This is a genomic window from Pseudomonas sp. S36 (assembly GCF_016647875.1).
Lineage (GTDB): Bacteria > Pseudomonadota > Gammaproteobacteria > Pseudomonadales > Pseudomonadaceae > Aquipseudomonas > Aquipseudomonas parafulva.
The window spans coordinates 82,731-101,200 of sequence record NZ_JACVVG010000014.1 but is presented as its reverse complement, the minus strand read 5'-3'; the positions used below and the strand labels follow the sequence as shown (position 1 = coordinate 101,200).

The following is an 18,470-nucleotide window of genomic DNA, read 5'->3' as shown; positions in this document are numbered from 1 at the left end:
TCAGCAGCGACAACGCGAAAGCGGATAGCCAAAGAGACCGAAGCTAACACAAGCTTCGAAGTAGCAACAAAGTTGTAAAGTTGTACCGAAGTTCAGTTCCGCGATAGCTCAGTCGGTAGAGCAAATGACTGTTAATCATTGGGTCCCTGGTTCGAGTCCAGGTCGCGGAGCCAATCTCGGGGTGTAGCGCAGTCCGGTAGCGCGCCTGCTTTGGGAGCAGGATGTCAGGAGTTCGAATCCCCTCACCCCGACCATTTTTAGGGTCGTTAGCTCAGTTGGTAGAGCAGTTGGCTTTTAACCAATTGGTCGTAGGTTCGAATCCTACACGACCCACCATGTAAAAAGGGCATCTCAAATGAGATGCCCTTTTTCTTTTGTCTCGATTTTTCCAAACCCTTGGTTGTGCCGTAAATCCGCTATCCTGCCTCGTGTCACTGGGCGGTATAAGGACGATTTGGCATGGTAGCCAATACATCAAGCGTCGTGGTTGTAGGCGCGGGCATCATGGGGGCCTCCGTTGCCTGGCACCTGGCCAGGCTGGGGGCCAGGGTCACGGTGTTGGAGCAGGGGGCCAGGCCCGCAGCAGGTGTTACCCGGTGGTCGTATGGCTGGGTGGGTACTGCCAGCGCCTCTGCCTCTGAAAACCCGGCTGCGCTTAACGCAACGCTGCAGGCCATCGCCGACTTCCGCCGCCTGGCACTCGACCTCGGGCCCCTGCCTGTCGCTGCCCGTGGGGCGCTGGTATGGCTGGACAGCGACGAGCAAACTGCTTGCCTCATCGACCAGCAGCAGGCCGCGGGTGTGCGGCTGCACCCCTTGGATGCCCAGCAGGTCAGTGCCCTGGAGCCCTGCCTGGTAACCCCACCCAGGCTGGCCGCCTGGGCCCCTGACGATTTTGCGGTCGAGCCCGTCGCGCTGACCCGCCAGTTGCTCCATGGCGCCAAGCAAGCGGGTGCGCAGGTGCTGTATGGCCGTTGCGTGGATGGGCTGGAGCTGAACAACGGGCGTGTCACGGCAGCACTGTGCGCCGGTGAACGCTTCGCCGCACACAGCGTGGTATTGGCCAATGCCGATGCGGCCATTGGCCTGGCCGGGCAGCAGGCATTTCAATTGCCCATCCTCACCAAGCCTGCAGTGTTGATGCGCTTCTCGGCGCCTGCCGGTGTGGTTAGGCACCTGGTCTACGGCAATGGCCTGGAACTGCGCCCGGCGCTGGAAGGTGGTGTGGCCTGCGCGGAAGATGCCCCCGCAGAGGGGGAGGCAGGCCTGCCGGCCCTTGCCGAACACACCGCCGAGGCGATCAAGCGCATGTTCATCGGCACCTCTGGGCTGTCGCTGCGTGCCGTCAGCATCTGCCAGCGGCCAATGACCCAAGGGGGCGAACCCGTGCGGGGTTACTTGCCGGGCGCGCATGGGGTGTATGCGCTGATAGCCCACCCCGGGGTCATCCTGGCGCCGTACCTGGGCCGCCTGGCTGCCGAGGAAATCGTCCAGGCCGGGTGCTAGGCCGTGTTTTTAACTGGACGTGGCCGATGTGCAACTGCTGCAATGGGTGTTGAGGGTTTCCATGCCCTCTTGAGGCTGCTTCCCCAACACCCTTCGCAGGAGCGCAGTAATGCAGTGGCAACGTAACTTGGCAATCTGTTTTTTTGGATCGTTCGTCAATATCGTTGCCATGACCGTGCTGCTACCGTTTCTGCCGGTGTACGTGGAACATCTAGGTGCCACGGGCGATGCAGACATTGCCCGCTGGTCAGGCATCGCCTATGCCGCGACCTTTTTCAGCGCCGCGTTGGTAGCGCCGTTATGGGGGCACCTGGCAGACCGCTACGGCAGCCGGCAAAACCTGATCCGGGCCAGTTTCGGCATGGTTGTCAGCATGGCTCTGATTGGTATGGCGCAGACTGTGGAGCAGTTGGTGGTATTGCGCTTGCTGGTCGGCCTTGCCGGTGGCTATACCTCGGGATCGTACGTGCTGGTGGCGGCGCAAACGCCGAAAGAGCGCTCCGGCTGGGCGCTAGGCATGCTCTCGTCGGGCATCATGGCCGGTGGGTTGGTGGGGCCGCTGCTCGGCGGCATTCTGCCGACCGTCATGGATATCCGCACCATCTTCCTGGGCGCCAGCGGGCTGATCTTCTTCAACTTCCTGGCGACGTGCCTGTTCATTACCTCGCCACCCCGTCAGGGCAAAGCCGACAAGGCCCGGGCCGACAGCGCGCCTGCGCCCCGGCCAGACATGTCTGTCGTCTTCACCATGCTGTTCGTTGCCATGATTCTGATGATGGCCAACATGTCGATCGAGCCGATCGTCACGCTGTATATCCGCAGCCTGGATGTGGGCGCGCAGTCTGTCACCTGGTTGGCGGGGTTGTGCATGGCGGCCTCGGCGCTGGGCAGCATCATCTCGGCACCCAGGCTGGGCAAGCTGGCCGACCGCGTCGGGGCGTTGAAGGTGGTGGTGGTATGCCTGGGCATCGCCGGGTTGCTGTTGATTCCCCAGGCGCTGGTCACCCAGGCCTGGCAACTGATCGTGTTGCGCCTGGCCATGGGCTTGGCATTGGGCGGGTTGATCCCCTGTGTATCGGCTGTCATCCGGCAGAACGTCGGCGCCAACAGGGTGGGCAAGATGCTGGGCTATTCCACCTCAGCCCAATACCTGGGCCAGGTCGCCGGCCCGGTGCTGGGCGGCTTTGCGGCCGGCTCACTGGGCCTGCGGTTTGTGTTCGGCGTTACCAGCGTGGTGCTGCTGGCAACGGCTGGTTGGTGCCTGTTGCTACTGCTGCGTGGCCCGGCGGCGGCCAACAACGCATCGCTCAACGATGGCTGAATGGGCACCACCGGGCAGGTGCAGCTGGGGTCAGTGCAGCTTCAACCGCGGCTCTGTACCCCGGCCAATCTTGCTGCCCAGCATCATCAGTGCCGTGCGGAAAAACCCGTACAGGGCCATCTGGTGCATGCGGTACAGCGACACGTAGAACATGCGCGCCAGCCAGCCTTCCAGCTTCACACTGCCCATCAGGTTACCCATCAGGTTGCCCACTGCCGAGAAGCGTGACAGCGAGACCAGCGAGCCGTAGTCCTTGTACGCATAGGTCGGCAGCGGTTTGTTCTCCAGCCTTGCCTTGATGCTTTGCGCCAGCATCGACGCCTGCTGGTGCGCGGCCTGTGCACGTGGCGGCACATTGCGGTCGGTGCCAGGCTGTGGGCAGGCGGCGCAGTCGCCGAAGGCAAAGATGTCGTCGTCGCGGGTGGTCTGCAGGGTAGGGCGCACCACCAGCTGGTTGATGCGGTTGGTCTCCAGCCCGTCGATATCCTTGAGGAAGCCCGGCGCACGGATGCCCGCCGCCCATACCTTCAGGCTGGCCTGGATCACCTCGCCGTCCTTGGTCTTCAGGCAGTCGCCCGTCACCTCGCTCACCGCCGCATTGGTCATCACCTTGACCCCCAGCTTTTCCAGGGTCTGGTGCACCGGCACGCTGATGCGCTCGGGCAGCGCCGGCAGCACGCGCGGGCCGGCTTCGATCAGGGTGATGTGCATGTCCTTGGGCTGGATGCGGTCCAGGCCATAGGCCGCCAGTTCGTGGGCAGCATGGTGCAGTTCGGCGGCCAGTTCCACACCCGTGGCGCCGGCCCCGACGATGGCAACGCTGATCTTCTCGCTGGCTACATCTCCGGCGTGAGCGCGCAGGTAGTGGTTGAGTAGTTGCTGGTGGAAACGCTCGGCCTGCTTGCGGGTATCCAGGAACAGGCAGTGCTGGGCCGCGCCCAGGGTGCCGAAGTCGTTGGTGTTGGACCCCACGGCAATCACCAGGGTGTCGTAGCCCAGCGTACGGGCCGGCAGCAGTTCACGGCCCTCTTCATCGAGGGTAGCGGCCAGCTGGATCTGCTTGCCTTCGCGGTCCAGGCCGCTCATGCGGCCCAGCTGGAAATTGAAGTGGTTCCACTTGGCCTGGGCCACGTAGTTCAGTTCGTCTTCCGAAGAGTTCAGCGAGCCGGCCGCCACTTCGTGCAGCAGGGGCTTCCAGATGTGCGTGAGGTTGGCGTCCACCAGGGTGATGTAGGCCTGCTTGCGCTTGCCCAGGGTTTTACCCAGGCGGGTCGCCAGTTCCAGGCCGCCGGCGCCGCCGCCGACAATCACGATGCGATGAGTCATGGGGGTATCTCATAAGGTTTACGGAATTCTTGGCCCAATGGGCCGGCCGCACCGTGCACGAGGGGAGGGCGAGCGCCAGGCAGCTCATAGCACCAGTCCACTCAGCAGGCGGCTGACAAGGCCCAACCCGATGGTTACCGCCAGCACCACCACCAGCAGCAACCATGGCCGAAAGGGCCGGCGCTGCACCTGGTGTTGCGGGGCTTGCAGGTATTCATCGACGCGACGCTGATCTTCAGGGTTCAGGCGGCTGGTCATGGTGGGCCTCGTCAGATAGACGTTTGTGACTGCGCAAACGCTACAGTGTTCGTGCAGGCGCATGAAACAAATGATAATGCTTTCTATCTTGGCCGCCGAGTGTACGGCATCCTGATCAGCGGCGGCACAGGATCAAAGGCTGATACCCACATCGAACACGATGCTGCGGCCCAGGTTGCCGCGCAGAAAATCCGGTGCATCGGGGTGGGCGAACAGCACCCGGGCAAAGGTCGGCCCCACCAGCGACAGCGAGCGCCAGCCCTGGCGCAGGTATTCGGTGGGTGGCGGGAAGTGCGTGTTCAGGTCCAGCACTTCGCGTTTGAGGCTGGCGAAGGCAATGATGTCCAGCTCGTTCAGCTCAAGCCCGCGCTCGCGGTAATTGTGCGCCTTCTTGCGCAACGTGGGCGCCAGCCGCCCCAGCAGCTCGGTGGCACTGATACGCCGGGGCCTGGCTTCGCGGCGTACCAGTTGCGCCAGGGAGAATGCACTGCGCCGGCGTTGCAGCTCTTCACGCCATTCATCGTTCAGCCGGCGGCCCTCATCCAGCACGAAAAACACCTCGAACGCCGCATCACGGAACAATACGTCAGGTGGCTCCTGCCCGGCGGGGGTGAAGTCGTCAGTGCGGTAGGGGATGTTCAGGCCCTGCAAAAGGCGCTGGCACACCCAACGCTCACGCTCCCATTTGCGTGCATTGGAAAGAAAGGCATTGGCTTGTTCGGCCTGGATGGTAAGCAGGCGCAGGTAGTCTGAGTCATCCATGTAGCTAGCTTAGCTGCTATTCGATGACGATAAGATGCTGTTTGTGCGCAGAAATCGGTTTGGCCGGGGCCAGCCGCCTGGGCAGGCGTGGAATGGGTGTAGACTCAGGTTTGTCCATGCTTTTTTCAGGGGTATTTGGCAGGTGATCAGCGCACACGTTTTGTCCGGCACCACCCTGGCATTGGGTTGGCTCGGTTATGTGCCATTACTGGTGTGGGCTGCGAGCCGGGTGTACTGGGTAGAGCTGGTAACCGACCGGCGCCGCCAGCACCTGCTGTTTGGCACAGTGGTCTGCCTGTTTGCCTTGTGGCTGGTGCGGCGTGATTTTGATACCGGCGTGTCGTACCACTTCATCGGCATGACGGCCGTGACCCTGATACTGGACTGGCCGCTGGCGGTGGTGGGCGGGTTCCTGGCCCAGCTAGGCCTGCTGGCGCTGGGGCGGCAGGACCTGGCGGCACTAGGGGTTAACGGCCTGCTGCTGGTGGGCCTGCCGGTGTTGATTACCGAGGCCTGCGCCCTGTGGGTAGAGCGCGCCCAACCCAGAAACCTGTTCGTGTATATCTTCTGTTCCGGGTTTTTCCCGGCAGCCTTGACGGTGGTCGCCTGCCTGGCCGCTGCGTTGGGTGTGTTGTGGCTGGACGGCATTTTCGCCATGCCCGAGTGGCTCAGCGATTTTGCCGGCTTCTTGTGGTTGATGATGTTCCCAGAGGCATTTATCAACGGCACCATTATCAGTGCGCTGGTGGTGTTCTGCCCGGAGTGGTTGGAAACCTTCAACCGCACCCGCTATTTGCAGGCGCCGTGGAAGGAAGAGGACCGCTGAGTATCAGGATGGGGTTAGTGGCGTGGCTCCAGGTCGCCGGAATACAGCTCATCTTCCGACTCTTCTGCCCCCGGGATCTTGTGTTCCTCCGAAGCCCAGGCCCCCAGGTCGATCAGTTTGCATCGGTCCGAGCAAAACGGCCTAAAGGCGCTTTTCTCATTCCATTCCACAGGTGCGCCACAGGTTGGGCAATCCACGGTCATTGGCTGGCTCATGGCTGGCCTCCTCGTAAAGTCAGGTAAAAATGGTGCAGGCGGTCAATCTGCTCGTGCAGCGTGGCCAGGTCGCCGTCGTTCACCACCACATCGTCGGCATGGCGCAGGCGATCCTCCCGGCTCAGTTGCGCCTTGAGAATGGCCTGTACCTGCTCGGCGCTGGTGTTGTCGCGGGCCAGGGTGCGGGACACCTGCAGGTGGTGCGGTGCATCGATCACCAACACCCGCTGGGTTTTCTGATACTGCCCCGACTCGATCAGCAAAGGTGATACGTACACCGCATAGGGCGATTGCCCCTTGGCCAGGTAACTGAAAATCTCCTGCCCGATCAGCGGGTGCAGCAGCTGCTCCAGCCATTTGCGCTGTACCGGGTCGGCAAAAATCAGCTGCCGCAGCGCGGCGCGGTCCAGTTGCCCGTCTGCCTGCAACACGCCGGGCCCGAAGTGCTCGACGATGCTGGCCAGGGCAGGGCGGCCGGGCTCCACCACCCAGCGCGCCGCCTGGTCGGCATCAACCAGGTGCACGCCCAGCTCGACAAAGCGCTCGGCAGCCGCGCTCTTGCCGCTGCCAATACCGCCGGTAAGGCCAAGAATCCAGGGGGTGAAGGCCGCAGTGGTCATCGGTATCCAAGCAGTTGCATGTAGGAGAGGTGTATTTCATCACCCCAGAGCACAGCAATCCACCCCGCGATGGCCAGATAAGGCCCAAAGGGGATGGGCGTACCCAGCGCATGCCTGCGCAAACCCACCAGGCACAGGCCAACCACCGCACCCACCACCGACGACAACAGCAACGTCAACGGCAGTACCTGCCACCCGCCCCAGGCCCCAATCAGCGCCATCAGCTTGAAGTCGCCAAAGCCCATGCCCTCTTTGTTGGTGAGCAACTTGAACGCCCAGTACACGGCCCACAGGCTCAAGTACCCCGCCACCGCACCCCACAGCGCATCGGAGAGCGGCACATAGAGCCCGGCGCAGTTCACGATCAGCCCCAGCCACAACATTGGCAGCACCAGCACATCCGGTAGCAGCTGGTGCCTGGCGTCGATCAGGCTCAGCGCCAGCAGGCACCAGGTCAGCAGCAGTGCCATCAAAGCCTGGGCCGAGGGCCCAAAGCGCAACGCCACGGCCAGCGACAACAACGCGCAGGCTGCTTCAACCAACGGGTAGCGCAGGCTGATGCTGGCCTTGCAGGCCCCGCAGCGCCCACCCAAGGCCAGGTAACTGAGCAGCGGAATGTTCTGCCACGCCCGAATGCGCTGCCCGCACCCCGGGCAGTGCGAGGCCGGCAGGCACAGGTCGAAACGCTGGTAGAGCGTAACCGGCAGGTTCAACACCGCTTGCGCTTCACGCCGCCACTGCCGCTCCAGCATGATCGGCAGGCGGTGCACCAGAACGTTCAGGAAGCTACCCGCCAACAAACCAAGCAGGGCCACCAGGGAAATGAAGTACGCCGGCTGTACCGCCAGCAAGTTCCATACAGTCATCGTCAGATCAAACTACCCAACTGGAAAATCGGCAGGTACATGGCCACCACCAAGCCACCAACCAGCACCCCCAGCACCAGCACGATGGCCGGTTCCAGCAGGCTGCTCATCTGGTCCAGCGTCTGGCTGACCTGTTCTTCATAATGGCTGGCGGCCTTGTCCAGCATCTGGTCCAGCGTGCCGCTGGATTCGCCGATAGCCGTCAACTGCACCAGCAACGGCGGGAACAGCACCTCCCCAGCCATCGCCCGATGCAGCCCCAGCCCATTGGCCATGCCCTGGCGCAGCCGCAGCACCGCTCGCTCGTGCAGCTCCCCGCCGCACACCTTGGCCACCGTGCCCAGCGCATCCAGCAACGGTACGCCCGCCGTGTACGATGTCGCCAGGCTGCGCGCAAACCGCGCCAGGGCCGCCTGCCCCAGCAGCGCCCCGAACACCGGCACCTGCAGCGCCCTGTGCGCCCACCATAAACGTACCGGCAGATGCCGCCGATACAGCTGCCGCACAGCCACACCCAGCCCCACTGCCACCAACAGCAGCCCGGGTGCGTGCCGCCCAAACCCCGCCGCCAGGTCGATCACAAATTGCGTGAACGCAGGCAACGCAGTATTCATGCCCGCGAACAAAGACTCGAACTGCGGAATCACCTCCAGCAACAACACCGCCGACACCCCCAGCCCCGTCAGCAACAGCAGTAACGGGTAGATCATCGCCTTACGCACCTTCTTCTGCAGCGCCCGCCGCTGCTCCAGCATGCCGGCAAGCTGTTCCAGTTGCCGGTCGAGCGTGCCCGACTGCTCACCCACCCGCACCAAGTTGCAGTACAGCGCATCGAACCACCCCGGGTGGCGCTGCAGTGCATCCGCCAGCCCAAGCCCCGCGTGCAAATCCTGTTTCAATTTACCCAGCAACTGCGCCTGCCCCGCATCGCAACCACTGCGCCCCATCACCTCCAGCGCCTGCAACAGCGGCACGCCGGCCTTGAGCAACGTTGCCAGTTGCCGGCTGAAACCCGCCGGGTCCGCTTTCGCCTGCCGCTTGGGCAACCCCAGCGCCAGCCCGCCAGCAGGCCGCAGACTCACCACATTGATGCCTTGGCGTATAAGCCCCGCCCGCACATAGGCAGGGCTGCGCCCCGCCGTTTGCCCAGTGACCGGCGCGCCGTGGGCATCCGTGCCACGCCAGGTGTAGCGCTGTGTTGTCGCGTTCATAAAAAGGCCTTTTCTGCCCGTGGGACAAGCCTGGAAACAGCTTGCCCGTCCATGGAAGGGCGCGCGTCCGTGATGCTCACTAGAGTAGATCAGCGATGGCGAAGCCCACGCAGGCAGGGGTGACAAAAGGTGTCTGTTCAGGCCTACTGCGCCGCTGCCGGTGGGGCGCGCCGGCTTTCTAAGTGCATGCGTATCGAAAAGGAAACTGTTCATGAAAGGGCAACGCGGTATCACCCTGATCGAACTGATGATCGTTGTCGCGATCATCGGCATTCTGGCGACCATCGCCTTACCGATGTACACCAACCACCAGGCCCGCTCCAAGGCCGCCGCCGGCCTGCTGGAAATCAGCGCGCTCAAAACCCCGATGGACCTGCGGCTGAACGACGGCCGCGACGTCACCGACGTCGCTAGCCTGGGCGGCCAGCCCACCACCGCACACTGCGCCATCACCGCCAGCGGCAAGGCCGCAGACGCCACCGCCAGCATCGTCTGCACCCTGGTCGATGCTCCGGCCAACGTGCTCGGCAAGGCCCTGACCCTGACCCGTTCTGCCAGTGGTTGGGCGTGCAGTACCGACATCGAGGAAGAGCTGGCGCCCAAGGGGTGCAAAGCGCCATGAGGGCAGGGGAATAAGCTAGCGGAAACAGAGGTTTGCGTAACGGGTGCGGCAGTGGTACGTTGCGCTACACGCCGGTGTAGCTCAGTCGGTAGAGCAGCGCACTCGTAACGCGAAGGTCGCAGGTTCGATTCCTGTCTCCGGCACCAGTTCAGGTTCCAGCGAATGCTACCAAAATCTCTGGAACCCCCGTAAAACCCGCCTTCTGGCGGGTTTTTTCGTTATGGTGTTCCGTCTGAGTCCGGCAGCCGCCAGCCGATTTAGGGGTAACGTTTGGGATTAAGTCGATTCGATAAAGGGCGTTTACCCTCATGGCTCATCCTACTTCTCCCTTGACCGCCTAGGGATTCTCCGATCAAGTCAGCACAGGCCTCCTGACCTGTGCTGACATAGCCCTCCGTCCAACTGCCCTCTACAAGCCCGCCCTTCCATGAGTCAGATGAGCTTTTCCGATTTCGAGTACGCCGGTAAGCGCAAGCAAACCCGCCGCCAGCGTTTCCTGGCCGAGATGGAGCAGGTGGCTCCGTGGAGCAGTTTGGTGGCGTTAATTGAGCCGTATTACCCAAAGGCCGGCGGTGGTTGCAAGCCGTATCCCCTGGAAATCATGCTACGCATTCACCTACCGCAGAACTGATTCTCGTTGAGCGACCCAGCCATGGAAGAGGCGCTGTACGAGATCACTTCGATGAGCCAGTTTGCTCGGTTGACGTTCAGCGCTCCGATCCCCGAAGACACGACCATCATGAATTTCCGGCTCCTGCTGGAGAAGCACCAACTGGCGGCGGGCATTCTGGAAACCATCAACAATTACCAGCGAGACAAGGGCCTGTCGTTGCGCCAGGGCACCATTGTCGATGCCACCATGATTCACGCGCCCAGTTCGACCAAGAACAGGGACGGCAAGCGCGATCCCGAGATGCATCAGACGAAGAAAGGCAACCAGTACTTCTTTGGTATGAAGGCGCATATCGGTGCCGATGCTGAATCGGGCCTGGTGCACCACGTCCACGGCACAGCGGCGAATGTGGCTGATGTAACGGAGGTCGCTCACCTGCTGCATGGCGACGAAAATGTTATCTGTGCCGATGCGGGTTATACGTGCGTAGAGAAGCGACCGGAGCATGACGGGCGGCCGGTGATCTGGCAGGTCGCAGCCCGCCGTAGTACCTACAAGCACTTGAGCAAACGCAGCTTACTCTACAAAGCCAGACGCAAGATCGAGAAGGTCAAAGCGCAGACGCGAGCGAAAGTCGAACATCCATTTCGTGTGATCAAGCGTCAGTTTGGCTATGTGAAAACCCGATTCCGTGGCTTGGCCAAGAACACGGCGCAACTGACCACATTGTTTGCCCTGTCGAATCTGTGCATGGTGCGCCGGCAATTATTGCCTGCTGCGGGAGAGGTGCGCCCGTGAGGGCAGAAAATCGAGGCTTTGCCTTGGTTATCCAATAATCAGCGACTTAAAATCTGGCTTTTCGGCATCCCTCAGCCGCCCACTTCCGGCTGATGAGCAACTTGTTCGGAGTTTCCTTAACAGGCTCACCTACACACCAAAAAAATTTAGCACCGTATCCAAAATTTACCTTGGATGAATAATATAGTATTGACGATTTCCTCTTGCTGCTGGTGGTGCTTGGTTAATTGGCTATACAGAACATGATGAAAATATCTTAATATTTTGCGATTTTGGAGCTCCCGGAGGAGCAGGCCATTATTAAGGAAACTATTTTGAAGGTAATCGCTTGGTGTGATCTGGCAAACGTCCGTCAAAAACGCAACACAACTCAATCCAGAGACTCATAAAGCCCATAGGCCGTACATACGGATTGTATCGATTAGATGACCATAAGCCGTTTACCTTTGCAGGCGTTGAATAGCGCTTAACAAGTGTCCGGCACTTCGCCGGTGAGGTCTTCTGGGAGATTTATCAAAAGTCTTTCAATCAAATGCCGACGTGCTTCTTGAAAAAAACCGTAATCTAGAAACAGTGGAGCCGGGCCGGGTTGGCCTCAGATGCGCCCACCACTGGGGCTGGAAGTGTTTTGTCTAACAGTTCGATTTGCGAAAATTGTGGGTAGTTGGTTAAGACCTCATTCATGTCCATTATTTGAACCCGCTCTCTGAAATTTGGAAAGTTTATGCGCTCGATTCGGTATCCCACTGTCGATTATTTTGGCCGAACTGCCACGCGAGGCTGCAAAGGAAAGTTCCTAAGCTCGCCATTGAGGAACTTCGAGTTCGAATGAGTCGGGCTAAGGGGGTTGTAATATAACGTTGTTATTTGGTTGTCATTAATTCAACATGCTGAAAGCATTCACAGCTATTGGAAGCGCTCTGCTCGCAGGCTCAGGCAAGTGTTGGTCAATAGCAGCTTAGATTTCAAGGTTAACGCTTTACTTGGATTGCTACGAATCGTAAGGTAAATATTGATAGGATTCTCTAAAAAATATGTGTGGCCTGTGTTTGACGGGGAAGTGGCATTTTGCTATTGTTTTTGTGTGTGCGCTAGCTTGTTTTACTCGCTCCGAAATTGTTGGGTTGATTTTGTGGTTCTTGTAGTTGTGCGTGGTTTGAGGTGGCTAGGAGTAATTTAATTAGTTATAAAGTCTCAAGGAATGTGATGACAAAAAAAACTCAAAAGACTCTCTGGGTCACTGGAGTACAACCTGTCGAGATCGACGGAAGTCGATATATCCCTACAGCGCTCGTTTATGATAAGGATGGACATATAACGTTCGGGCATTCTGCTGCAGCATCTCCTGTGGGTATATTAAATAATAATTTTAAAATTGATTTGGGTGATATAACTCCAGGCTCGAATTCCAGAAAATTATTCCCGACGGATGCGGGCATGGATAAAAGTGCTTATGAGTTAAGTAAGGATTTTTTCGAGCTATCGCTGCTGTCGGTAGAAAAGGAATTAAATCCAAAGAACAATATAAAGGTTCCAGCTAAGATTATTGTTGCTGAACCTCTAAATTTTCAAATTCAGGAAAATTACAAGGCCTGGGTTCAAAACTATAGAGGGAATATTAGGCGCATTCTAAGCAGATACGAAGAGGTGGAGTTTTTACCTGAGCCTTTTGCTGTATATCAATATTATCGTTATGGGCAGAGAATTCCGCATCTTCAAGAAAACGCAAAGCATGTAGCCTTGGTTTTGGATTTTGGAGGAGGTACGTTCGATGGTTGTATAATTGAGTCTACCAATAAAGGAGACATTAGTCTTTCTGGAAAGCACTCAAAGCCTCTGGGTGCGGACTCGGTTGCGCGCGGCGGCTTTTATATTAATCAATGCCTCGCTGAATACCTGATAAAACGGAATATCGATCCAAGGAATAAGGCGGATGCTGATAACTGCATAAAAAATTATGTAAGAATTCGTGCTGGGGAACTGCCGATTGAGAGCCTAAGCGAGCGAAAGCAGATTTTTATCAGGAACTATAGAAAGCTAATTCATGCGTGTGAAAAATATAAAATTGAGTTGGCGTCCTCAGTCAAAAGCTGGGGTTTGCATAATGATGCCTATGAACGAGTTGGCATCTCATTGCCGAAAGATCCATTTGCTGAAGCGGCGTGGGTGCAAGATGAGTTATTTGCACATCAACTAAGATCAGTTTTTGTTGAAAAAGTTTGGGACTTACATCTTCATAAAGTAATTAAGAAGGTTTTCAAACTTGCCCAGCCAGAGCTGATCGGAAAAGAAATCACAACAACGTTGATATCGGGGGGTTCGTCTAATTTAAGATGGTTGCTTGAGCTTCTAAAACGGGATTTTGACGAAGAATTATCCGGTGCAGAGCCTATTCCCATTAGTCAGTCATTCCAGGAAGTTGTTGCTACCGGGCTGGCAATAGAGTGTGCGCGAAGATTTTATGAGGAAGAGTCAGAATTTGTTGGAGTGACGTACAATCCAATACGGCTAAAGCTAAATCCAGATGATAAAGGTTTTGAAGTTAATAAAACTTTTATCTCTGTCGGGGATAAGGTTGATATGAAGGGCGCCAAGTCGGCAGATTTGATGCCGTCAGCTCTTGCACTGAATAATTTTATTAATGAACCGCTACAATGGAAGATACGATTAAGTAGTCCGCCGAAAAGCAGTCTTCGGTACATATTCTCTAAACCATCGGAAGACGGGGAGGATGATGTATATAATGCAGAGTCGCAAGTAGTACATACCCGTGATAGTAAGCAATTTGACTCATCCATTACAGTTGAATTGACCGTAAGTGAAGATGGTACAGCAAGGCCGCTATTTATTTATAAGGCTCCTAATTCGGATTTTGGAGTTGTCGGTAACATTGTGGAGGGGAAGTCTTTTGCAATAGATATGACAGCCCCGACCGTTAAAAGCAAGCCGGCTGCTAATTACATTGGTTACGACTTTGGTACTAGTTGTTCTGCCATTTGTATGATTACTCAAGATCAAGTAAAGACAACCAGTTTGCGGAGCTCTAAGTTATCTTGGCTTGAGCTAAGTGATTCACTGTCTAAGCTTCCTTATCCAGTGGCCTATCCATTAAGGAAGTATCTAGACGTTAAGAACTCTGGTCAGTCAACTGCTGTGGCTCGTGAGGCATTCGAAGCTGCGTTAGCATTTCTTGCGTATGCATCTACAGCTGAGGCTTTATCTCTAGGTTCACAGGAGCGCTTTTTTAAAAGTTTTCAGCATAGATCTATGGGGCCGCTGAAAGATTTGTTGATAAGGTCTGTTGAGCTCGGTGGGAAAAGACTTGTTTTTTGTAGGCGTCTTGCTGATATATTGCCTAAGCATCTTGATCAACTGGAAAAAGCAGTTTGGGAATTTACCCAGCATAAACATGAAAAGTTATCAGATGAGGATTTTGACAGTCATGGGCATTTATATATAATAATGAATCTTTGCTTGGAGTTGATGCAGGGGAGAAAATTTGGCTATGCTTTTGATGTTAAGCCGATGCCATTTAACCCTGGGGCTTATGTAGGGCTTTTTAAAGTTGCAAATGATATTCAGCCATTCATTGAGTCAATTGGCTTTAGTTCTAACTCTCATCTGGCTAGAGAAACGCCGATAATTTTCGATCCAGAATCAGAGACTGGACTTCCGCTGTTTCCTTTGATGTTCTGGAGTGATGATGCAGAAAACTCTTCGGGATTCGAATGTTATTGGTATGATAAGCCCGCTGAAAAAGGCGGAAGTTCAAGCTTTGTTAAGCCTTGTGGTCGAAAGAAAGAGATTCTGGCAAGCACCATAAATCCATATTTAGGCGGCATCATGGACAAAATGCTGAGCACAGGAAGCTTGGCATTCGGACCGATTCAGATGAGTGCGGATGAAGTTTTAGGGGAGAGTTAGTAATCTGGAGAATGAAAATTTCTAAGGCCTGCAGATTTAGCTGCAGGCCTTTTTTGTATAGGCCTCATCAGTGATCCGGTTAATAGAAACAAATCCATCTGTTTGACGGCGGAGGGGCTGAAGTGAGGTCGACAGGTAGCTGACCATTTGTTCGGTCTAAAGACTCAAGCGGGGCAGGTGTCCGAATCGAATACCTGGTTTCCCCGTCCTTCATGTCACAGTGGGGTTTATGCATCGCTTACGATAGAAACGGTCATTATATAAAATGAAATCTGTAAGCTTATGCGGAGCGCGTTTCGTGCGACTATGCCCTAATTGTTCTGCCTTATCGGCTGTCTAATTTATGTGCTGCATCGATCTAAAGAAAGCTGCAGTTGACAGATGGTTTTGGCAGCTTCTTGTCAAAGCTGCCGTTTCCGAGAAATATACCAAGCTGAAACTAATAGAGCCTACTGGCGTTGACGAGATCTATTATTAGTATCTCCAATAAATCACCAAGCCAATTGATCTCCTTTACTTCTTTATTGCCTAGCCCGATAATTCTATCCATGCGCTCACCGTGCGCGGACTTGTTACGCACGAAGTACATGTACTTAATGCACAATATGGCAACCACTTCTTGCTCGTTTTTCACGCCAGCGTTCAGGTGAGTATTTATGTGTTTTTCCACATCCGATAAGCGATTCTCTGATTTCAAAAAATCTTTGCGATAAGGGAGTGTTTCTTCAAAGACCTTCATCAAGCGAGCATCGGTATATCGGGTAACAAATTCATAGAATGCTTTGGTTTTTTTAATGGTGTCAAAATCATTTAGTATAAGTGCACGCCACCGTAGCTGGTTTCTCAAATCCAGAGCAGTCATTTTGCTCGTGAGGTGCGCAATATTTTTTGAGGCTGATGGATTGCTAATTATAAATTTTCTTAGCTCCAGATGGCAGTCGAAGTCTTTTGACTTTTGTGTTATCGTTTTATATAGGCCATTAAAAGATTTCCAAAGTGAATCAAAGCGATCAAAAGGATCTTGTTTTGTTTTTGATCGTATCAAGTGAGATATAGATTTTAAAATAGCAGAGCTTTTATCCGACTCATCAAATATGGTTTTTAGAGAGCCAGCATCAAAGGACGTCCTAAGCGGTGACAGCAGCTTCGGGTGGCCTTTGAACTCATCAGAATTTATGACCTTGTTTTTCACGACAATGCCGCCGCGCTCAACGGCTATCGATATTTTTTCGATATTAGGAATGGTTCCCATCGTAGAAATATAAAACAAAATGCTCTTAGATATCTGTCCATATAGTCCGCTTTGGTAATTTTCAAATATTCCCTCTAAGTCCACAAGCGTTACTCTGTCGCATTCAAGACTAAGACTATCCCCTTTGATCAAGACATTATCAAAGCGCGACCTGCCTCCTGGATACTGTGAGGTGCCTTGATACAGCACATCAGATGAGGCTGAATCACGTATGGCGATAATTATTTTATACTTGTATTTCTTTTTCATGTAATGTTCCATAGATGCTTGATCTTTATTTGTTTTTATTAAAAACTGCTAGGCAGTGAGAGTGGATGCTAATGATGAGATAATCATTTTCCAATTACAAAGCTTTTTAGAATTGCGTTCTGTAGGCGGTGTGTAGTGGTCTAATGAAACCGGACGCCCATTTAGGCGAGAATGCCCGCCACAGAGGGGGGTCTGATGACCGTAAGCGATCCATGAACCCCACCCGTTACATGAAGGACGGGAAAATCAGGTATTCGAGTCGGGCGCCTGCCCCGCTTGAGCCCTTAACCCAAACAACTGGTCAGCTAGCTGTCGGCCTTGCTCCAGTCCCTCCGCCGTCAACCAGATGGATTTGTTTCTGTTAACTGGATCACTGATCAAACCCCGCTCGTGCAGTCGATTCATGATCTCGAAGTCGAATCCTTTCCATGCGTTACCTTTGTCGGAGCTATAGGCTGCCAACAGGACAAGCACTGCGTCTTCAATCAGTCTATCGTCGTATTCCATGGTCGTTACTCCGCTCTTGTTCTTCAAGGCTGACCCACAATGGGCAGAGCACTCAACGAGGTATTTTAGGCTTGCAATTCCAAGGCAGCAGCGCTTCGTAGTTTTCCACTGAGCACGCCTGCGGCAGGCGTTCCAGTGCGTGGCGCAGCCACGCGTAAGGCTCTTTGCCGTTGGCTTTGGCCGTCTCGACCAGGCTGTAAAGTTGTGCGCTGGCAGTGGCGCCTTTGGGCGTGTCACTGAACAACCAGTTCTTTCTCCCGATGACAAACGGGCGGATCGCACGCTCGGCTGCATTGTTGTCGATCGGCAAGTAGCCGTGCTCGACGTAGCGTTCCAATTTGCTCCAGTTGCTGGCCAAGTAGCCGATGGCCTTGCCTAAGGCATTCTGCGTTGTGACCTGAGGTTGCGATTTCTCTACCCAGCTATTCAGCTGAGCCAGCAATGGCAGGCTGCGCTCCATGCGGGCAGCCTTACGATCTTCATCGCTGCCGTCCTTAAGGTCGCGCTCGATGCCATCGAGCTTGTTAATCAAATTCAGTGCGACGTCTGCCCGGCCAGTTTTACCCTTGGGCTGCACTTTCTGCGCTTCGACGAACTTACGACGTGCGTGCGCCCAGCAGCCCAACCGCTCCACGCCGTCCTGTGCAGCCAGCGCGTTGTAACCGGCGTAGTCGTCGGTCATGACATAACCGCGATAGCCATCCAGCAGGCGCGTCGGCACTTCCTGCGCTCGGCTGGTGGCGTAGTCGAAAAGGATCACTGGCCGATCAGGTGGGCCGCCGGTTTGTACCCACATCCAGGATTGTCTACTGGGCTCACGCCCAGGCTCTTTCAACACCTGCAGGCGTGTTTCATCACAGTGGATGATCCGACTGCTCAACAGGCTTTCGCGCATCAGATTCAGCAGCGGTTGGAAGTGCTCGCTGCATTGAATCACCCAGCGTGCCAGGGTTTGGCGCGGGATATCGATACCGTGGCGCCCCAGCACTTTTTCGAAGCGGTGAAGCGGCACGCCGTCAACGTACTTGGTGGTCAGTAGCATGGCCAGCACACTCGGGCTGGCCATGCTTTTCTCAATCACCTGGGCGGGCTTGTCCGCCGTTACGGGCGCTGACTCGCAGTCGCGGCAGCCATACACCTTGCGAACATGTTTGATGACGCGAATCTGCATCGGGACGATTTCAAGCTGTTCGCTGACTTCTTCACCAATGGCATGCTTGCGGCAGCCACAAGCGCACGTCAGCTCATGCTCGGGCAGTTCGTGGACAACTTCGATACGCGGCAAATCAGCCGGCAGTGGCTTACGTTTGCCACGGCGCTTGGTGGGTGCAACGACTTCTTCGTCGCCGGCCTCATCCAAGGGCTCAGCCAGGCTTTCCGCTTCGTCGAAGAGCGGCAACTGTGGCGTCGCCGCATCGCCTGTCTGCTCGCTCTTGCGCCCGAACAGGCGCTGGCGCAACAGCGCAACTTCCTCTTCGAGATGAACGATCTTACCCTTGTCGGACGCGCGCTCGTTGATCATCTGTTCAAGCAGTTGCTCGAGCAGAATAGGATCGTCAGGAAGGTCTTCGGGCATGGAAATCATGCCGCGGAT

Annotated in this window: 15 protein-coding genes, 4 tRNA genes and 1 pseudogene; 10 read left to right on the top strand and 10 right to left on the bottom strand. The window is 55.7% G+C overall.

The features are described from left to right. Positions 1-97: 97 nt before the first annotated feature. From IAE36_RS10630 to IAE36_RS10610, 5 genes are all read left to right on the top strand, one after another. Positions 98-173: transfer RNA gene (locus tag IAE36_RS10630), tRNA-Asn, on the top strand. 4 nt (positions 174-177) lie between these two features. Next, positions 178-254: transfer RNA gene (locus tag IAE36_RS10625), tRNA-Pro, on the top strand. A 6-nt stretch (positions 255-260) separates the two neighbouring features. Then, positions 261-336: transfer RNA gene (locus IAE36_RS10620), tRNA-Lys, on the top strand. A gap of 123 nt (positions 337-459) precedes the next feature. Beyond that, positions 460-1,506, top strand: a complete 1,047-nt coding sequence (locus tag IAE36_RS10615) for an NAD(P)/FAD-dependent oxidoreductase (RefSeq protein ID WP_201212302.1) — start codon at positions 460-462, stop codon at positions 1,504-1,506. Positions 1,507-1,615: 109 nt separating this feature from the next. Further along, on the top strand, positions 1,616-2,827 hold the full coding sequence (locus tag IAE36_RS10610) for an MFS transporter (protein ID WP_201212300.1): 1,212 nt from the start codon (positions 1,616-1,618) through the stop codon (positions 2,825-2,827). Positions 2,828-2,857: 30 nt separating this feature from the next. Here IAE36_RS10610 and IAE36_RS10605 read toward each other — a convergent pair whose 3' ends face one another. From IAE36_RS10605 to IAE36_RS10595, 3 genes are all read right to left on the bottom strand, one after another. Next, complete coding sequence (locus IAE36_RS10605; RefSeq protein ID WP_028631772.1) at positions 2,858-4,153, bottom strand: NAD(P)/FAD-dependent oxidoreductase; 1,296 nt, start codon at positions 4,151-4,153, stop codon at positions 2,858-2,860. 84 nt (positions 4,154-4,237) lie between these two features. Next, complete coding sequence (locus IAE36_RS10600; RefSeq protein ID WP_033727895.1) at positions 4,238-4,411, bottom strand: DUF3094 family protein; 174 nt, start codon at positions 4,409-4,411, stop codon at positions 4,238-4,240. 132 nt (positions 4,412-4,543) lie between these two features. Then, entirely contained in the window at positions 4,544-5,173 is a 630-nt protein-coding gene (locus IAE36_RS10595) for a DUF1780 domain-containing protein (RefSeq protein WP_028631771.1), read from the bottom strand. 142 nt (positions 5,174-5,315) lie between these two features. Here IAE36_RS10595 and IAE36_RS10590 point away from each other — a divergent pair, with 142 nt between their 5' ends. Next, a complete protein-coding gene (locus IAE36_RS10590; protein ID WP_328822860.1) occupies positions 5,316-5,999 on the top strand; it encodes an energy-coupling factor ABC transporter permease in 684 nt (227 codons plus the stop codon). Positions 6,000-6,013: 14 nt separating this feature from the next. Here the strand turns inward: IAE36_RS10590 and yacG are convergent, their stop codons facing one another. Genes yacG through IAE36_RS23840 form a run of 4 tightly spaced genes read right to left on the bottom strand, consistent with a single transcriptional unit; the run spans position 6,014 to position 8,911 of the window. Continuing rightward, complete coding sequence (gene yacG / locus IAE36_RS10585; protein WP_028631769.1) at positions 6,014-6,214, bottom strand: DNA gyrase inhibitor YacG; 201 nt, start codon at positions 6,212-6,214, stop codon at positions 6,014-6,016. Then, on the bottom strand, positions 6,211-6,834 hold the full coding sequence (coaE, locus tag IAE36_RS10580) for a dephospho-CoA kinase (protein WP_201212296.1): 624 nt from the start codon (positions 6,832-6,834) through the stop codon (positions 6,211-6,213). Before coaE ends, yacG begins: the two co-directional genes overlap by 4 nt. Continuing rightward, positions 6,831-7,700, bottom strand: coding sequence for a prepilin peptidase (locus IAE36_RS10575; protein ID WP_201212294.1), 870 nt, complete (start codon positions 7,698-7,700; stop codon positions 6,831-6,833). The genes coaE and IAE36_RS10575 overlap by 4 nt, the downstream gene beginning before the upstream one ends. A gap of 2 nt (positions 7,701-7,702) precedes the next feature. Further along, complete coding sequence (locus IAE36_RS23840; protein ID WP_201212291.1) at positions 7,703-8,911, bottom strand: type II secretion system F family protein; 1,209 nt, start codon at positions 8,909-8,911, stop codon at positions 7,703-7,705. A gap of 211 nt (positions 8,912-9,122) precedes the next feature. Between IAE36_RS23840 and IAE36_RS10565 the strand changes: the two genes are divergently transcribed. The 4 genes and pseudogenes from IAE36_RS10565 to IAE36_RS10550 all read left to right on the top strand — a co-directional run bounded on the left by IAE36_RS10565 (position 9,123) and on the right by IAE36_RS10550 (position 14,868). Continuing rightward, on the top strand, positions 9,123-9,533 hold the full coding sequence (locus tag IAE36_RS10565; protein WP_201212289.1) for a pilin: 411 nt from the start codon (positions 9,123-9,125) through the stop codon (positions 9,531-9,533). A gap of 70 nt (positions 9,534-9,603) precedes the next feature. Further along, positions 9,604-9,679 (top strand) — tRNA-Thr (locus IAE36_RS10560). 281 nt (positions 9,680-9,960) lie between these two features. Next, positions 9,961-10,944, top strand: a pseudogene (locus IAE36_RS10555) (IS5 family transposase). 1,206 nt (positions 10,945-12,150) lie between these two features. Then, a complete protein-coding gene (locus IAE36_RS10550) occupies positions 12,151-14,868 on the top strand; it encodes a hypothetical protein (protein ID WP_201212287.1) in 2,718 nt (905 codons plus the stop codon). A gap of 439 nt (positions 14,869-15,307) precedes the next feature. On the opposite strand, the gene IAE36_RS10545 is transcribed toward IAE36_RS10550, so the two are convergent. The 3 genes from IAE36_RS10545 to tnpC form a co-directional block, all read right to left on the bottom strand. Further along, positions 15,308-16,369 (bottom strand): hypothetical protein, encoded by a 1,062-nt coding sequence (locus IAE36_RS10545; protein WP_201212285.1) that lies wholly within the window; start codon positions 16,367-16,369, stop codon positions 15,308-15,310. 246 nt (positions 16,370-16,615) lie between these two features. Beyond that, on the bottom strand, positions 16,616-16,876 hold the full coding sequence (locus tag IAE36_RS10540; protein WP_201212283.1) for a DUF6429 family protein: 261 nt from the start codon (positions 16,874-16,876) through the stop codon (positions 16,616-16,618). Positions 16,877-16,928: 52 nt separating this feature from the next. Then, entirely contained in the window at positions 16,929-18,461 is a 1,533-nt protein-coding gene (tnpC, locus tag IAE36_RS10535; protein WP_201212281.1) for an IS66 family transposase, read from the bottom strand. Between the last annotated feature and the right edge of the window lie 9 nt (positions 18,462-18,470).

What these genes read in the sequence shown, in the direction of transcription:
- IAE36_RS10600 (WP_033727895.1), bottom strand. Translation starts at nt 4,411, where the DNA reads ATGACCAGCCGCCTGAACCCTGAAGATCAGCGTCGCGTCGATGAATAC.
- IAE36_RS10605 (WP_028631772.1), bottom strand. Translation starts at nt 4,153, where the DNA reads ATGACTCATCGCATCGTGATTGTCGGCGGCGGCGCCGGCGGCCTGGAA.
- yacG (WP_028631769.1), bottom strand. Translation starts at nt 6,214, where the DNA reads ATGAGCCAGCCAATGACCGTGGATTGCCCAACCTGTGGCGCACCTGTG.
- coaE (WP_201212296.1), bottom strand. Translation starts at nt 6,834, where the DNA reads ATGACCACTGCGGCCTTCACCCCCTGGATTCTTGGCCTTACCGGCGGT.
- IAE36_RS10610 (WP_201212300.1), top strand. Translation starts at nt 1,616, where the DNA reads ATGCAGTGGCAACGTAACTTGGCAATCTGTTTTTTTGGATCGTTCGTC.
- IAE36_RS10540 (WP_201212283.1), bottom strand. Translation starts at nt 16,876, where the DNA reads ATGGAATACGACGATAGACTGATTGAAGACGCAGTGCTTGTCCTGTTG.
- IAE36_RS10545 (WP_201212285.1), bottom strand. Translation starts at nt 16,369, where the DNA reads ATGAAAAAGAAATACAAGTATAAAATAATTATCGCCATACGTGATTCA.
- IAE36_RS10615 (WP_201212302.1), top strand. Translation starts at nt 460, where the DNA reads ATGGTAGCCAATACATCAAGCGTCGTGGTTGTAGGCGCGGGCATCATG.
- IAE36_RS10565 (WP_201212289.1), top strand. Translation starts at nt 9,123, where the DNA reads ATGAAAGGGCAACGCGGTATCACCCTGATCGAACTGATGATCGTTGTC.
- IAE36_RS10550 (WP_201212287.1), top strand. Translation starts at nt 12,151, where the DNA reads ATGACAAAAAAAACTCAAAAGACTCTCTGGGTCACTGGAGTACAACCT.
- IAE36_RS23840 (WP_201212291.1), bottom strand. Translation starts at nt 8,911, where the DNA reads ATGAACGCGACAACACAGCGCTACACCTGGCGTGGCACGGATGCCCAC.
- IAE36_RS10575 (WP_201212294.1), bottom strand. Translation starts at nt 7,700, where the DNA reads ATGACTGTATGGAACTTGCTGGCGGTACAGCCGGCGTACTTCATTTCC.
- IAE36_RS10595 (WP_028631771.1), bottom strand. Translation starts at nt 5,173, where the DNA reads ATGGATGACTCAGACTACCTGCGCCTGCTTACCATCCAGGCCGAACAA.
- tnpC (WP_201212281.1), bottom strand. Translation starts at nt 18,461, where the DNA reads ATGATTTCCATGCCCGAAGACCTTCCTGACGATCCTATTCTGCTCGAG.